General features: G+C 42.8%; 13 protein-coding genes and 1 pseudogene. 10 read left to right on the top strand and 4 right to left on the bottom strand.

The features are described 5' to 3' along the window. Positions 1 to 46: 46 nt before the first annotated feature. Genes H8S63_RS14365 through H8S63_RS14355 form a run of 3 tightly spaced genes read left to right on the top strand, consistent with a single transcriptional unit; the run spans position 47 to position 5621 of the window. Positions 47 to 1117, top strand: a complete 1071-nt coding sequence (locus H8S63_RS14365) for an efflux RND transporter periplasmic adaptor subunit (protein WP_186927191.1) — start codon at positions 47 to 49, stop codon at positions 1115 to 1117. Next, complete coding sequence (locus tag H8S63_RS14360; RefSeq protein WP_186927190.1) at positions 1114 to 4254, top strand: efflux RND transporter permease subunit; 3141 nt, start codon at positions 1114 to 1116, stop codon at positions 4252 to 4254. Before H8S63_RS14365 ends, H8S63_RS14360 begins: the two co-directional genes overlap by 4 nt. Next, positions 4251 to 5621: a TolC family protein gene (locus H8S63_RS14355; RefSeq protein WP_186927189.1), complete on the top strand. Its 1371-nt coding sequence runs from the start codon at positions 4251 to 4253 to the stop codon at positions 5619 to 5621. The genes H8S63_RS14360 and H8S63_RS14355 overlap by 4 nt, the downstream gene beginning before the upstream one ends. A gap of 23 nt (positions 5622 to 5644) precedes the next feature. Here the strand turns inward: H8S63_RS14355 and H8S63_RS14350 are convergent, their stop codons facing one another. Together H8S63_RS14350 and H8S63_RS14345 are read right to left on the bottom strand one after the other, a co-directional pair. Further along, positions 5645 to 5890, bottom strand: a complete 246-nt coding sequence (locus H8S63_RS14350; RefSeq protein WP_186927188.1) for a DUF4248 domain-containing protein — start codon at positions 5888 to 5890, stop codon at positions 5645 to 5647. Between the two features lie 142 nt (positions 5891 to 6032). After that, positions 6033 to 6512 carry an HU family DNA-binding protein gene (locus H8S63_RS14345; protein ID WP_004313515.1) on the bottom strand — a complete coding sequence of 160 codons (480 nt, stop codon included), beginning with the start codon at positions 6510 to 6512 and terminating at the stop codon, positions 6033 to 6035. 330 nt (positions 6513 to 6842) lie between these two features. On the opposite strand from H8S63_RS14345, the gene H8S63_RS14340 reads away from it, so the two are divergent. The 3 genes from H8S63_RS14340 to H8S63_RS14330 are packed head-to-tail and all read left to right on the top strand — an operon-like array spanning position 6843 to position 7464. Next, positions 6843 to 7109, top strand: a complete 267-nt coding sequence (locus H8S63_RS14340) for a DUF3791 domain-containing protein (protein WP_186927187.1) — start codon at positions 6843 to 6845, stop codon at positions 7107 to 7109. Beyond that, positions 7106 to 7240 (top strand): DUF3990 domain-containing protein, encoded by a 135-nt coding sequence (locus H8S63_RS14335; protein WP_004326183.1) that lies wholly within the window; start codon positions 7106 to 7108, stop codon positions 7238 to 7240. Before H8S63_RS14340 ends, H8S63_RS14335 begins: the two co-directional genes overlap by 4 nt. A gap of 20 nt (positions 7241 to 7260) precedes the next feature. Next, entirely contained in the window at positions 7261 to 7464 is a 204-nt protein-coding gene (locus H8S63_RS14330; protein WP_004299389.1) for a DUF3791 domain-containing protein, read from the top strand. A 35-nt stretch (positions 7465 to 7499) separates the two neighbouring features. Here the strand turns inward: H8S63_RS14330 and H8S63_RS14325 are convergent, their stop codons facing one another. Then, positions 7500 to 8099, bottom strand: coding sequence for a DNA-binding protein (locus tag H8S63_RS14325; protein WP_186927186.1), 600 nt, complete (start codon positions 8097 to 8099; stop codon positions 7500 to 7502). Positions 8100 to 8399: 300 nt separating this feature from the next. On the opposite strand from H8S63_RS14325, the pseudogene H8S63_RS20165 reads away from it, so the two are divergent. Further along, positions 8400 to 8941 (top strand): annotated as a pseudogene (locus H8S63_RS20165) (hypothetical protein); the annotation flags it as partial. 120 nt (positions 8942 to 9061) lie between these two features. Here H8S63_RS20165 and H8S63_RS14315 read toward each other — a convergent pair. Then, a complete protein-coding gene (locus tag H8S63_RS14315) occupies positions 9062 to 9790 on the bottom strand; it encodes a GntR family transcriptional regulator (RefSeq protein WP_004312375.1) in 729 nt (242 codons plus the stop codon). Between the two features lie 143 nt (positions 9791 to 9933). Between H8S63_RS14315 and H8S63_RS14310 the strand changes: the two genes are divergently transcribed. From H8S63_RS14310 to H8S63_RS14300, 3 genes are read left to right on the top strand one after another with little or no spacing between them, the layout of a single operon-like run. Continuing rightward, positions 9934 to 11664 (top strand): class I mannose-6-phosphate isomerase, encoded by a 1731-nt coding sequence (locus tag H8S63_RS14310; protein ID WP_007751806.1) that lies wholly within the window; start codon positions 9934 to 9936, stop codon positions 11662 to 11664. Positions 11665 to 11701: 37 nt separating this feature from the next. Continuing rightward, a complete protein-coding gene (locus H8S63_RS14305) occupies positions 11702 to 12802 on the top strand; it encodes an ROK family protein (protein WP_186927185.1) in 1101 nt (366 codons plus the stop codon). A gap of 39 nt (positions 12803 to 12841) precedes the next feature. Beyond that, entirely contained in the window at positions 12842 to 15889 is a 3048-nt protein-coding gene (locus tag H8S63_RS14300; protein ID WP_186927184.1) for a TonB-dependent receptor, read from the top strand. Positions 15890 to 15894: the final 5 nt, after the last annotated feature.

Below are 15894 nucleotides of genomic sequence, written 5' to 3'. Positions count from 1 at the left end.
TGTTTGCTTGGGATACTTTTGTGACAACTAACTAATAAGTGAAAATATGAGACGATTAGACTTCTTATTAACAGGATTTTTAGCAGTTCTGTTGACTTCGTGTGGGCAACGTGTACAAAACACAGACAGTAAGCCGGCAGTGAAGATTGATACCGTACTTTCTGCCGACAGACAAATAGCTTTGCAGTTTCCGGGACGGGTGAAAGCGGCACAGGACATAAGTCTGTCTTTCCGGGTGAGTGGTACTATTCAGTATATGCATGTAAATGACGGTGCCTATGTGCGTAAAGGGCAATTACTGGCAGAATTAGATCCGACAGACTATCGGATTCAGCTGGATGTGGCAGAAGCAGAATATCAAAGTGTGAAAGCGGAGGCGGAACGGGTGATGGCACTTTATAAGGAAAATGTGACAACACCGGATGCTAACGATAAGGCCGTGTACGGATTGAGACAGATTACCGCCAAATATAACCATGCTAAAGACCAGTTGGCATACACCCGTTTGTATGCTCCTTTTAGCGGATATGTACAGAAACGTCTTTTTGATTCCCATGAGACGGTAGCTGCCGGTATGCCCGTCGTTTCCATCATCAGTGAGGGAAGCCCGGAGGTAGAGATTAATCTTCCGGCAGTGGAATATATTCGTCGACAGCAGTTTACCCGCTACTATTGTACATTCGATATTTATCCTCATCAAAGATATGCTTTGGAACTGATTAGTGTCACCCCTAAGGCAAATGCCAATCAGTTGTACACCATGCGGCTTCAACTGAAAAAAGAAGATAAACAGGCAGTGCCATCGCCCGGTATGAATACAATGGTAACTATCGAATGTAGTGAAGGAGATGTGCGTAACCTGTCGGTTCCCGGTGGAGCGATTCTTCGTGAGAACGGGCGTACGAGTATCTTTCTTTATGATGCTTCCAGTCACGCTATTCGCCGTTGTGATGTGACAGTAACCCGTCTGCTTAGTGACGGCAGATGTCTGATTACTTCAGGAGAAGTGAATCCCGGTGACTTGGTTGTCGCTTCGGGGGTACATCATGTAAAAGAGGGAGAACAGGTGGAGCCGCTTCTTCCGGCTACTGAAACCAATGTGGGAGGACTGCTATGATTGATATTAGTAAATGGGCATTTGAGAACAAGAAGTTGATCTACTTCCTGATTGCCGTACTGATTGTAGGAGGAGCTTATTCCAGTTATGAAATGAGTAAACTGGAGGATCCCGAAATAACGGTAAAGCTCGCTATGGTAGTCACTACCTATCCCGGTGCGTCTGCACATCAGGTAGAGTTGGAAGTGACGGATGTGCTGGAGAAAAATATCCGCTCCATGGGGAATATAGATAATGTGGAAAGTTATTCCTACAACGATCTCTCTTTGATTCAGGTAGAACTGAAAACGACTGTCAAAGAGACGGATGTAGAGCAATGCTGGGACCTGCTGCGTCGTAAAGTGGCGAACGCACAGGCAGAACTTCCCGAAGGTGCCAGCCCTTCTATTGTAAAAGATGATTTCGGCAATGTCTACGGAATGTTTTTCGCTTTGACGGGTGACGGACTTTCCGACAGGGAACTATCTGATTATTCAGAACTGGTGAAACGTGAAGTCAGCGAACTGGATGGGGTGGAGCGCGTTGACTTATACGGTAAACGTCCCGAATGTATTAACATCTCTCTCCTGCAAGACCGGATGGCCAACTTGGGTGTGAAACCCGCCGAAGTGCTAGCCACATTGAACGGACAGAACCAAACTACTTATACTGGTTATTATGATAATGGCGATAATCGTATCCGGGTGACAGTCAGTGATAAGTTTAAGACGGTGGAGGACATCGGTCGTATGCTGATTCAGGGACATGATGCCGATCAGTTGCGGTTGAGTGACATTGCCCGTATTGAGAAAGATTATGAAGACCCTACCCGCAACGAATTGTTTTATGACCGCCAGCGTGCGATAGGAATCATGGTGGCTGCTTCTCCGGATGCCGACATTATTAAAGTGGGGCATCGAGTGGAAAAGAAACTGGAGCAACTAAAGGCTGAACGCCTTCCGGCAGGAGTAGAGTGTCATAAGGTTTTCTATCAGCCGGAACGCGTAGGCACTTCGTTAGGGACGTTCATTCTTAATCTGATAGAATCTGTGATTATCGTAGTCGTTATCCTGATGATTGCTATGGGATTCAAGAGCGGGGTGATTATCGGTATCAGCCTGGTAGTGACGGTATTCGGTTCCTTCCTGTTCCTTTATTTTATGGATGGTACGATGCAGCGTGTTTCATTGGCCTCGTTCGTGCTTGCGATGGGGATGCTGGTGGATAACGCAATTGTTATCATTGACGGTATTTTGGTAGATTTGAAAGCCGGGAAGAGCCGGATGGAAGCAATGACTGCTATCGGACGGCAGACAGCAATGCCTTTGCTGGGAGCTACTCTGATTGCCATCATTGCTTTTCTCCCTATCTTTATGTCGCCTGATACGGCAGGCGTCTATACGCGCGATTTGTTTATCGTACTCGCTGTTTCCCTGTTGCTTAGCTGGGTGCTGGCCTTGGTGCACGTTCCGTTGATGGCCGACCGGATTTTGCATCCGGAGATCTCTGCGACAACTGCTGCTGCCGGAAAGCGTGTGTATGAAGGAAAGATTTATGCCGTGCTCCGTTCATTGTTGAGATTCAGTCTGGCGCATCGTTGGAGCTTTGTGTTTACAATGATCGCTTTGGTATTACTTTCAGCTTTCAGTTACCGTTTCATGAAGCAGGGCTTTTTCCCGGATATGGTCTACGATCAGCTTTATATGGAATATAAATTGCCGGAAGGAACTAACTCCACTCGCGTGGCGCGTGACTTGGAGGAAATCGAAGCTTACCTGAAAAAACGTCCGGAAGTCACACACGTCACTGCTTCTATCGGTGGTACCCCTGCCCGTTATAACTTGGTGCGTAACGTAGCCAATCCCTCCTTATCTTACGGTGAACTGATTATTGACTTCACCTCTCCGGATGATTTGGTGGATAACATGGCGGAAATTCAACAATATCTTTCGCAACATTATCCGGATGCTTACGTAAAGATGAACCGCTACAACCTGATGTTCAAAAAATACCCTATTGAAGCGCAGTTTACCGGTCCTGACCCTGCTGTTTTGCATCAGTTGGCGGATAGTGCCCGCAAGATTATGGAGAATTGTCCGGATGTTTACCTGATTACCACGGACTGGGAACCGCAAATCCCGGTGCTGACTATTGAGTATGACCAGCCTACGGCACGTGCTATCGGATTGAGCCGGAACGATGTAAGCCTTTCTTTATTGACAGCTACCAGCGGCATCCCTATCGGGTCTTTCTATGAAGGTATTCACAAAGATAATATCTACTTGCGTTGCCTGGACGAACACGGAAATCCGATTGAGAACCTGGACAATACGCAGATATTCTCGTCTCTTCCTTCTCTGAACGGTTTGCTGACACAGGAAATGATGATGAAGCTGAAGACAGGAACACTATCGAAAGAAGAACTGGTGGAAACGTTGATGGGAACAACTCCGTTGAAACAAATCAGTGAGCGGATCGATGTGAAGTGGGAAGATCCGGTGGTTCCCCGTTATAACGGGCAGCGTAGCCAACGGGTGCAATGTTCTCCTGTTCCGGGGGTAGAAACGGAGAAGGCGCGGCAATCCATTGCCACACAGATTGAGCAGATTCCGCTGCCTGACGGATATCGGCTTCAATGGCAAGGCGAGAGGAACGCCAGTACAAAGTCAATGCAATATCTGTTCAAGAATTTCCCGTTTGCTATCATTCTGATGATTTCTATTTTGATTATGCTGTTCAAAGATTACCGGAAACCGGTTATCATCTTCTGTACTATTCCGCTGGTATTTGTCGGTGTGGTTGCCGTAATGCTGCTTACCGGGAAGACATTCAACTTTGTGGCTATCGTCGGTACATTGGGGTTGATCGGTATGATTATTAAGAACGGTATTGTCTTGATGGATGAGATCACTTTGCAAATTAATCAGGGAGTAGAACCTGTGACGGCATTGATAGACAGTTCGCAAAGTCGTCTCCGTCCCGTGATGATGGCTTCGCTGACTACGATTTTGGGAATGATTCCATTGTTGCCGGATGCCATGTTCGGTTCGTTGGCGGCTTCTATCATGGGTGGGTTGCTGTTCGGCACGTTGATAACGTTGCTTTTTATCCCGATTTTGTATGCATTATTCTTTCATATAAAAAAGACAGACAAATGAAAAAAGAAATTTTTGTAGCCATTAGTGTAGCGGGTGTATTGTTCGGCCTGTCAGTTTCTCTTGCCGCGCAAGAAAAACTAAGTCTGGCGCAATGCCGTGAAATGGCACTGAAATATAATAAGGATATGGCTGCCGCTAATAAGCAGACGGAAGCAGCCCGATTGATGTCTCTTAGTTATAAAGCCAATTTCTTCCCTAATTTTACAGCCAACGGAACGGGTATTTATAGCACAGCGGATGGAAGTCTCGGAGTTCCGGGAGGAAACCTTCCGGTTTTCTTGCCCAATCCTGCTACCGGAGAACTGGTATCGAGCGGTTTCGCTTATTTTCCCGGATTGAATCTGGATTATAAGGTCGGAACTGTTTACTCGGGCGGTATACAAGTGGAGCAACCTCTTTATATGGGAGGAAAAATCCGTGCCGCCTATAAAATGTCACTACTGGGAAAAGAAATGGCACACTTGAACGAAGCCTTAACTACTTCGGAAGTTATTCTGAATACAGATAAAGCATACGTGCAGTTAGTGAAAGCCAAGGAAATGAGAAAAGTGGCGGAAAAATATCATGCCTTACTAACGGAACTTTTCAAAAATGTGAAGAGTGCTCACCGGCATGGCATGAAACCGCAAAATGATGTACTGAAAGTGCAGGTGAAGCTCAACGAGAGTGAACTTTCTTTGCGAAAGGCTGATAACGCCCTCCGTCTTGCGGGTATGAATCTCTGTCATTGCATCGGACGCCCTTTGACAGCACAGATTGATATATCTGATGATTTTCCGGAAGTGGAGCAGGAATGGAAAGTGCAGGTTTCTGATATTACCGCCCGTCCCGAATATGGAATCTTGAACAAACAAATAGCCATTGCCGAGCAGGAAGTAAAGCTGAATCGTAGTGAACTATTGCCGCGTATCGGCGTCAGAGGTAGTTATGATTACCTTCACGGATTAGAAGTTAATGATGAAACTTTGATGAAAAAGGGGGCTTTCTCCGTATTCCTGAATGTCTCTGTCCCTCTGTTTCATTTTGGCGAGCGTACCAATAAGGTAAAGTCTGCCAGAGTGAAGTTGGAACAAGTTCGTCTTGAACAGGAAAATGCCAATGAGAAGATGTTGCTGGAGTTGATGCAAGCTGCCAATAATCTGGATGAGGCCCGGCTGGAAACGGAACTTTCCGAACGTTCGCTGGAACAGGCAGAGGAGAATATGAAAGTCAGTGGTAAGCAATATGAAGTGGGACTGGAAACTCTTTCGGATTATCTGGAAGCGCAAGTGCTCTGGCAACAGGCTTATCAGACGAAAGTGGATGCTCATTTTCAATTGTATGTGAATTATGTGGCTTATTTGAAAGCGGCGGGACAACTGCAATAATAAAACCAGTATTCTGGACATCCTTATGGAATGTCCAGAATACTGGTGATGATTTGTACCTGCCGGGGAGTAAACGTTCGTGTACGCGGATGATAACCTGTGGCAGTCAATAACCGGAGCAGTTCTTTATTTATTTTAATCCATTTGGTGAGTATGCGTATGGCGCAACGGGGTGTAATGTTCGGATTGTACATACAAGCCAATTCCTTTTTCTTATAAGTTTTAATGCGAAACGGAATTTCTTCCTCTTCTGATGGCAATTCTTTCATGTTGATATTTTAATGTTTTAAGATGTGGTAAAGATACAAAATAAAAAAGGCGTTGTCAAGTCTTTTACAGGAATACTTTGGGAAACAGTATCCGCCCGTAGGCGGGTACTGTTTTCCTGCTTTTAAAGGCTGATGATTAATCTTATGCTGCCGGGTCCGGTGCTTCTCCTTTGCCGTCATCCGGGTTTGGATTCGGGTTGGGGTCCGGTTGTTCCGGGCTGATGGAACCATCATCGGAAGCTACCGCTTTTTGAACACTGACTTTACTTAGCATCTCTTTGAATTTGTAGCCCGGAGTGAAAATGATTTTCACTCTGCGTATCGTATCGCTATCTACCTCTTTTTCAGTATCCTGACTTTCGCAATTCATACCAGGACGGAAGCATCCGAAATCTCCTAATTGAACAGAGATGCCTTTTCTAAGGTTGAGATTTAATGTATCGATCAAAGCATCGAGTACAAATTTTACCGCTCCACTGGGAACCATTCCGACTTTAGTGATTTCCTCGCACAAATCTCTGAAATCCACCGTATTGGTGATTACATTTTGTGCTACATACTTTTCAGCTTTAGTTTTATCAAAGCCGAATGTTCTTTTTTTAATGACGTATCTAAGTGCCATAGTTTTTTGTTTTTTAAATTAGTTACTTTATTTATCAATTCTCTTTGTGATCACGATGCAAAGATACTATGGGCACTTTCCGGGGAGGTGCTTTAACGGTCCTAGATGTACGTACTTTGATTCACTTTTATTTATTTTGTTTGTATGATTCTGATTTATAGATCCTTATATATTCTGCTTTAATAGCCATTTCCAAATAGGGAATATTTCAATCAGTTTCACGATACTCAAATGTTCTTGATAATCATAAAATATGCCGAAAAACGATGAACGTTGTAAGAATAAACACTATATTTGTACATATTACATTAAGATAATAGAGGTATAGCTATGCTACATTCAAGCCAATCAGCCCCCGTTGTTGATGGCAAAGTCATGGAGTTTGTGATTTTTGCCATTGAGAGTGCCGCCCAGAAGTTGGGTATTCCGGCTCCTACTCTCTATAACCGTTTGGAAAAACTGAATCTTATCCGTCAATACCTGATAAGTGGATATGACATGCTTCACACCCAGAGTCGTGAGTACATAGCCGATACGTTGGTAGAAGCTCTTGAAAACTGGGAAGCCCACTATAAAGAAAAAGGAGAATTTGTATGAAAGTCTATCATGGTAGTACGCAGGCCGTAGAATATCCTTTGGTCGGTGTCGGACGCGAAAACCTCGACTTTGGTAAAGGATTCTCAATCAACGTCTCATTGACGAGTGTCTCTCTTTCAAAGAATATATAACAATAAAATAAACTACGTTTATGATAGATGTATTAGTATGGAATAAATACACTCGTGTGGTGATGCAATTAGCGGAGCGTTTGAATATTTCTCCCGAAAAAGCATTGCACTTGTTCTATAACAGTAAGGTATATGCATTGCTTCTTAATAAACAATATCCGCTTATAACATTGAGTGATGCCTACATCACTGATGAAATCATACTTGAGTTACAACAGCAATAATCCTGTTGTGGCTCTTAATTCTGTGTTCCAAGAGTTTATACCTTTATATATACAGTCAACTTTCCAACCCCTTCCTTTTGGATTATTCTGTCGGTAATAAAGGAATTTAATTCTTCAATAGCTACTTTTTTATTTCGTCCTGTCAGATGGCTATAATCTGTCCGGCTGATGAATAGGTGATTTTCCAAATATGTGTTGAGGCGCTCGCGACACGTCTCACGGGAGATACTATTTTTCTTAGGGCGTGTGATAGATTCTCCTCGTTGCAGCCTCATTTTGTCGCCTACTTCTTTCTTGAATGGACGACTTGCGCGGAAATTAATATTTTTCATTTGGACAGACGCTGCCCGAATTTCTTTTTTATCTTTAACCGGCGGACATTGCAACGATGTAGAGAAGAATCCGAAGTTTCCCATTTCTACATTCCAGCCGTCGGCTAGTAAATCCCGTGCTTCATTGGCAAAGGCTTCCATGGCTCCTGCCAATAAACTTCTGCTGATACCGGTAAATTTGTGGACACGATCCAGAAACTCTTCTTTACCTACGGTTCCTTTGGAGACAATACGGGCATGTAGCGGTTGTTTCTCTTCTTTGTTTGGACTAGGAGTCTCAAATAAGTCATATATTGCACTCATATACTAATGTTTAGTGGTTTTATAGTTACTGTTAATTCGTTCTACAACTGTTGACTTTTAGTTCCACAGTTGTTTCCCTTTAGTTCCACATCTGTTATTGTTTCGTTCCATATTTGTGGAACGAATTGATGTGTGCTACAAAAGTAGCTAGTTTATGTAAGAGAGAGGTGCTTTAATTGTAGAGTGGTTTCTTATATGAATAAGATAACTAATTGAAGCCTGTCTATTTATATACATACGGGCAAATCTTGGATACATTGCGAGTTCCTGAATCAACGATCAGTTGTTTTTGGGTGATGAGAGTTTGTCATTTCCAAATACGATGATTTGCTATATGTGTTGAGAACACAGAACACTTGTAAACCGCTATATGAAATAATCATTCGTGAACTGGCAGCATTGATTCTTCACCCTGTTACCCGCGATATCTTCTATTCAATTTCTACAGGAGAATCAGTAGCGAAAGTGGCTGATCGGCATCGAATTACCTATGGGAAGACATTGCAAATGTATAACTCTATACTTAAAGGGTTGAATTTGAAGAAAGATATATTGGCTACTTATCGAAAGCGTGCTATCAATGCTCGTTTTTTATCTTTGGCAGACAATAAAATGTTGGGCAGGAGGAGTGGATACTTCAATTGCCTGTTTGTAAAGTAGCTGATACCCGGTTGGCTAATGTCTTGTATAATCAAGATGTTCGAACGGTGAAAGATTTGTTGGAGATAGTATCGGGGAGAGGCTATCATTTATTATCCAAACTTCAGATGATAGGTGTTTTGGATGAAAGTCTGGATCGGATTCTTGCCGGACACTCTATTGGTCGGTTTGAGAAGAAATGATAGATGATGGATAAAGCATAATGCAAAGAAATGGAATGTAAAAAGACTATTTTAAAGGAAGATGAGAGTTTCGGTCTTTAAAATAGTCTTTTTTATGTCATGTATGTATGAACATACTCTTTATCTTTCCGCCTCTATTGTATAAGTAAAACTGTCTGCCCGGTAGTATCCGATGTTGTATTCAATCGGCACTCCGTTCACATCATAAACAAATCTTTTCCTTATTAATATAGGATCACTTGATTTTATCTCTAGTTTTTCTGCAATAAATTCCCCTGCAAGTCTGGCCGAAATCTCTTCCTTGCTGGTCTTTACCACTATATTATATTGAGTTTCCAGCATTTCGTATAATGGGCGTGTGTAGTCTTCTTCTCCAGTCAATGGAATGTTAGGATTGAAATAAGAGATAAAGTAGACAAACGGGTATTCCTTTTTTCCTCTGACGCGCTCCATTACTACGCAGCGAGCATCAGGGTTAGAACCTAAATTAAAGAATGTGCCGATTTCTTCAGTCGGACGTTTCAAACTGATATGTAGTTCGAAATTACGGATTTCGATACCTAACATCTTCATTTCCTGTGAGAAACTAAGCCAGTTCTTTACTCCGCCTACGATACCTTTCTTTACCACCTTCGTTCCGTATCCTTTCTTTCGTACCAGAAGTCCCTCGAACACGAGTTTGTTGATAGCTTGCCTTAATGTGTTCCTTGAAATGTGTAATTGTTCAGACAATTCGACTTCGTTGGGAAATAGCTTTCCGTTTTTGTACTCTTCAGATTCTATGAGTCTTCTTAATATCTCTTCTGCCTGAATATGAAGAGGTTTATCACTATTATGGTCTATTTTCATATCTATTCGGATTGGTTTATTTTCAGCAAATATAAGATTTATCAAAAAATAATCCAAGTTTTGTTTGAAATAAAAATAAAATCTATATATTTGCACAATTGAAAATATGTATGAACATATAAAATTAAAAAACGACTATAGGTATGAGAAAAGCTAATTATGATAAATTTCCTTCTACGAAGCTGACGGGGGTGCTTGTTCAGGGTTGGGATATTATCATTTCTATGTTAAAAGAGAAAATGGATGCAAGAAAAGTGCTGGCAGTGGATTTATATACTGGAGTATATGAAGAAGAAGTGCTGGGTGCTTTTTCTAAAGAATTCTCCGGAAGAGTGATGAATGTACGTGATTTGATGAAACCGGAACAAGAGATCCAAACTTTGACGGAACGCTTCATGACGGAAGATGTGTTGTTTGGCTATGTGACCAATTTGAAGCTGGAAGATTATTTTGATGCGGATAAATTGGCTGCTGCTCAAAAGCAAATTAGTGAAGCGGAGGATACTATTGTAATAATAGGTACAGGAGCTGCCATGGTGGCTCCGCAGGATGCGATGATTGTATATGCGGATATGGCACGTTGGGAAATTCAACAACGTTTCCGTCGGCATGAGGTAAAAGCTTTAGGGATAGACAATCGGAACGATGCCGTTTCTTTGCAATACAAGAGAGGGTATTTCAACGATTGGAGAGTATGTGATAGGTATAAGGAAAGATTGTTTGACAGGGTAGAATTCTGGATTGACACCCATGTGGCCGGGACACCGAAGATGATTGATAAGGATACTTTCTTTAAAGGGGTAGAGGCAACGGTGAACACGCCGTTCCGGGTAGTTCCTTTCTTCGATCCGGCTCCCTGGGGTGGTCAATGGATGAAAGAAGTTTGCGACTTGGATCGTGAACGCGAAAATTTCGGCTGGTGCTTTGACTGTGTGCCCGAAGAAAACAGCCTTTATTTTGAGGTGAACGGAGTGCGCTTTGAATTGCCTTCGGTTGATTTGGTTTTGCTGAAAAGTAAAGAGTTGCTTGGTGAACCGGTGGAAGCACGCTTTGGAAAAGACTTCCCCATCCGTTTCGATTTTTTGGATACGATAGGTGGAGGTAATTTGAGTTTGCAGGTGCATCCCACCACTCAATTTATCCGTGATAGTTTCGGTATGTACTATACACAGGATGAAAGTTACTACATGGTAGATGCGGAAGAAGATGCCGTAGTTTATCTGGGAGTGAAAACGGGCGTTGATAAAGAAGCGATGATCGATGATTTGCGTAAGGCGCAAAAAGGCGAATTGGTGTTCGACGCAGAAAAGTATGTCAACAAGATTCCGACAAAGAAACACGATCACTTCCTGATTCCGGGAGGAACGATTCATTGTTCCGGTGCGAATAGTATGGTACTTGAAATCAGTTCGACTCCGAACCTCTTTACTTTCAAACTATGGGACTGGCAACGCTTGGGACTGGATGGAAAACCACGCCCAATCAATGTGGAACGTGGTAAATGCGTAATCAACTGGAACCGGGATACGGAATATGTAAATGAACATCTTCGCAACCAGTTTAAGGAAGTGGCTTCCGGGGATGGGTGGATTGAGGAACGTACCGGATTGCATCCGAATGAATTTATCGAAACCCGTCGTCACCGTTTCTCGTCACCGGTGCTGCATCACACAAACGATAGTGTAAATGTGCTGAATCTGCTGGAGGGAGAAGAGGCCGTCGTTGAGAGTCCTACTCACGCCTTTGAACCTTTTGTGGTGCATTATGCGGAAACATTTATCATTCCTGCCGGAGTGAAAGAATATACCATTGCTCCGTATGGTAAATCGGCAGGAAAAGAATGTGTAACGATAAAAGCCTACGTACGCTTTTAATAATGAAATAATTCAATCATCTAATATCTTGAAACCTATGTACGAACATGATGAACGAATCGTGATGACGCTTGATGCGGGAGGCACTAATTTCGTGTTTTCAGCCATACAGGGCTGTCGCGAAATAGTGGAACCTATTTGCCTTCCGGCAGCGTCCGACGACTTAGAGCGTTGCTTGTCTGTTCTTGTAGAAGGCTTCCTGGAAGTTGAAAAACGATTACCTAAACTTCCGGTAGCTATCAGTTTTGCTTTTCCCGGGCCTGCTGACTATGAGCATGGAATTATTGGTGACTTGCCTAACTTCCCGGCTTTCAGGGGAGGAGTGGCACTCGGACCTTATTTGAAAGAGCAATTTGGTATTCCGGTTTTTATTAATAATGATGGTAATTTGTTCGCCTATGGTGAAGCTTTGGCGGGCACTTTACCTGAAGTAAATAAGCGCCTGAAAGAAGCAGGCAGCAGTAAGGTATATAAGAACCTGCTCGGAATTACGCTGGGTACAGGGTTTGGTGCCGGAGTGGTGATTGACAGTCGGTTACTGACCGGAGACAACGGTTGCGGCGGCGACGTCTGGATTATGCGGAATAAGAAATATCCCGAAATGATCGCGGAAGAAAGTGTCAGCATCAGGGCTGTCAGGCGAGTATATCAGGAATTGACCGGAAAGGATGCTTCTTCTTTAACTCCCAAAGATATATATGATATTGCCGAAGGGATCGCAGAGGGAGATCAGCAGGCTGCTGTCCGGAGTTTTAACGAACTGGGAGAAATGGCTGGTGATGCTATCATCCGTGCATTGAATATTGTTGATGGCTTGGTGGTGATTGGCGGAGGAGTGGCCGGAGCGGCTAAATACATACTTCCGGGAATCATGAATGAGATGAATCGGCAGATCGGCACATTTGCAGGAGCTTCTTTCCCTTGTTTGCAGATGGAGGTGTTCAATCTGTCCGAAAAAGAGGCATTTGATAAATTTCTGGAGGAAAAAGACAAGATGGTGAAAATACCATTTTCGGAGAGAGAGGTGCATTATGCCTGTCACAAGAAAATAGGCATTGCTGTTTCTACATTAGGAGCAAGCAGAGCCGTTGCTTTAGGGGCTTATTCCTTTGCTTTGTCCCAACTTAATATCTTATAATATATGATAACTCTTCTATTAATTCAAATATAAAATGTTATGAAACAATCTAATCTATTGAACGCGCAATTTGCCCGTCGGCTTTTCAGAACGGCATTTTCGAGTTGGCAATTATTGGCTGTTATGTTGATTGTTTGTATGAATGTGGCTGTTGGTTCCAAACTGTATGCGCAATCTAATACAATCGCAGTGAAAGGTAAGGTAATGGCAGACGGGGAACCCGTGATTGGGGCTACCGTGCTGGTGAAAGGTGTATCTACGGGTACGGCTACGGATATGGATGGAAATTTTTCACTGAATGTTGCTTCGAAAGCGGTATTGGTAGTTTCCTCAATTGGATATGAAACACAGGAAGTTCCGGTGAACGGCCGCCAGTTTATCAATGTGGTGTTGAAGTCGGATGTGGTTGCTTTGAAAGATGTGGTAGTGGTAGGCTACGGTGTGCAGAAGAAAGTCAACCTGACAGGAGCTGTGTCTTCTGTTTCTACGGATGAATTGGAAGGAAAGCCGATTTCCAATGTATTGGAAGCGATGCAGGGAACGACTCCCGGTTTGGTAATTCAGCAGGGAAGTTCTACTCCGGGTAGTGTACCTTCTATTAATATCCGTGGTTTGAATACAATGAACAACAATGATCCGTTGGTGATTATTGACGGAATTGAAGGATCGCTCGCCAATCTGAATCCGGCTGATATTGAGCAGATTTCTATTTTGAAAGATGCTTCTTCTACTGCTATTTATGGTTCACGTGCTTCCAATGGTGTGGTACTTGTCACTACCAAGAAAGGAAAAGCCGGTAAGGTGGAAATCTCTTATGATTTTATGTATGGTGTTCAGCAACCTACTTCATTGCCTAAGATAGCAGACTCGTGGGTATACGCTGAACTGTATAATGAAGCGGCTGTTAATTCGGGAAGAGCTGCAAAATTCACTCCCGAGCAGATTGCGCAATATAGAAATGGTGGTCCGAATGTAAATTGGGTGAAAGAACTTTATAATCGTAATTCTCCTCAAAGTTCACACAATGTTTCGATGACAGGCGGTAACGATCAGTTGTCTTATATGGCTTCTCTGGGTTATCTGGATCAGAGTAGTATGTTCAAGGGACCTGATTATGGTTATAAGCGCTACAATGCACGTCTGAATGTAAGCCATAAGGTGACGAATAACTTTACATTGAATTTGACTTCTCAATTTGCCCGTAATGACATTAAAGAACATGCTTACTGGACGGAATGGATTATCGAGCAGGCAAACCGTATGCCGCCGATTTATCCGATCAAGAATGAGGATGGTAGTTATAATTATCCAGCCGGAAGTAACTCAAACGGTTTACAACGTTTGGAAGAAGGCGGTTATCGCCAGAATGTGAATGATGAATTATTGGGAACCATACAAGCCGAATGGGAAGTATATAAAGGACTGAAACTGATTGGAAGTGCTGGTGGACGCGTGTGGAATAATAAATTGCATGAAAACCGGAAAGCTTTTGAAGGTACGGGAGATACTGAAAACAAGTTGACCGAGCAATTCTACCGTTCCAAGAATATCACTACCAATCTGATGGTGACTTATAATACGAAGATAGGAAAGCACTCTATCGGTGGATTACTGGGGTATGCTTATGAAGGTTTCTCTGAAAAACAATTCTCTACCAGTCGTTTGACGGAAGATTCTAAATACGACATTTTTGTAGGTGATTTGAGTGGTGATAAGGTAAGTAATACAGGTTCGGGAAGTGACTGGGCTATCTATTCCGGTTTTGCAAGAGCCACTTATAATTATGATGAGAAATATTTACTGGAATTTAATATCCGTAATGACTACTCTTCTTATTTTGCTAAAGGAAACCGTTCGGGAGTCTTCCCTTCTTTCTCTGCAGGATGGCGTATTTCGGAGGAAAAATTCTGGTCTGTATTGAAACCGTATGTTCCTTCTCTAAAAATTAGAGGTTCCTGGGGATTGGTAGGTAATAACCGTATTGGTGCCTATCAATACATGCAGACGGTGTCTGTGACTAACGGCATCAGTTTCGGAGATAAATTGGCGCAGACGGCTACATTTGCTTCTACAAATCCTGATCTCAAATGGGAAACTACCCGTATGGCTAATATCGGCTTCGAATTGGGATTGTTGAATAATGATTTGAATATTACTTTTGACTGTTTTAATAACCGCACAAAAGATATTTTGGTGAATCTACCGGTTCCCGGACTGTTTGGTAATGGTGCGCCTATTCAGAATGCTGGTAAAGTAGAAACGAGGGGATGGGAGTTGTCAGTGAGCTATCGCTTGAAGACTGGCCCAGTAGTGCATAACTTCTCCGGAAATATTTCGGATAGCTTTAATGAAGTAATAGATACACGCGGTACGGAAATTATCGGTGGTTCGGATGTACAGACTATTATTAAGGAAGGTTATCCTTTGTATTCTTATTATGCATATCGTTCAGACGGATTTTTCCAGAATGAGGAAGAATGTCAGAAAGGACCGCACCTGGAAGGTATTACACCGAAACCGGGAGATATCCGCTATCTGGATAAAAATGGCGATGGTGTGATTAAACCGGATGATGACCGCTTTATCGTAGGTAATGATTTTCCGAGATATACTTTCGGCTTTACTTATGGGTTGGAATATAAAGGCTTTGATTTCTCGATGATGTGGCAAGGAGTGGGAAGACGTAACAAATGGATGCGTGGTGAATCTGTTGAGGCTTTCCATAATAATAATGAAGGTCCGGTAATGGATTTCCATCAGGATCGTTGGACTCCGAATAATCCGGATGCTACTTATCCCCGTCTGACAATGGGAGCAGAATCGGCTAATAATGCTGCAAAATCAGATTTCTGGATTCAGGACGCTAAATATTTGCGTCTGAAAAATGCGCAGATCGGATATACTTTCCCACAGCAATGGATGAAAAAACTCTATGTCAAGAATTTGAGAATTTTTGCCAGCGTGCAGAATCCGTTGACTTTCACGAAGATGAAAGGTGGATGGGACCCGGAATATACCGGAGACGGCAGTGGTCGTGCTTATCCTGTGGCAAGAGTATATTCATTTGGACTTAATGTTAAATTTTAAACTGT

Origin of the sequence: Bacteroides sp. NSJ-39 (genome assembly GCF_014287315.1) — a bacterium.
GTDB classification, from domain to species: domain Bacteria; phylum Bacteroidota; class Bacteroidia; order Bacteroidales; family Bacteroidaceae; genus Bacteroides; species Bacteroides finegoldii.
The sequence above is the reverse complement of the archived record's forward strand: the minus strand, read 5'-3'. Positions and strand labels throughout refer to the sequence as shown.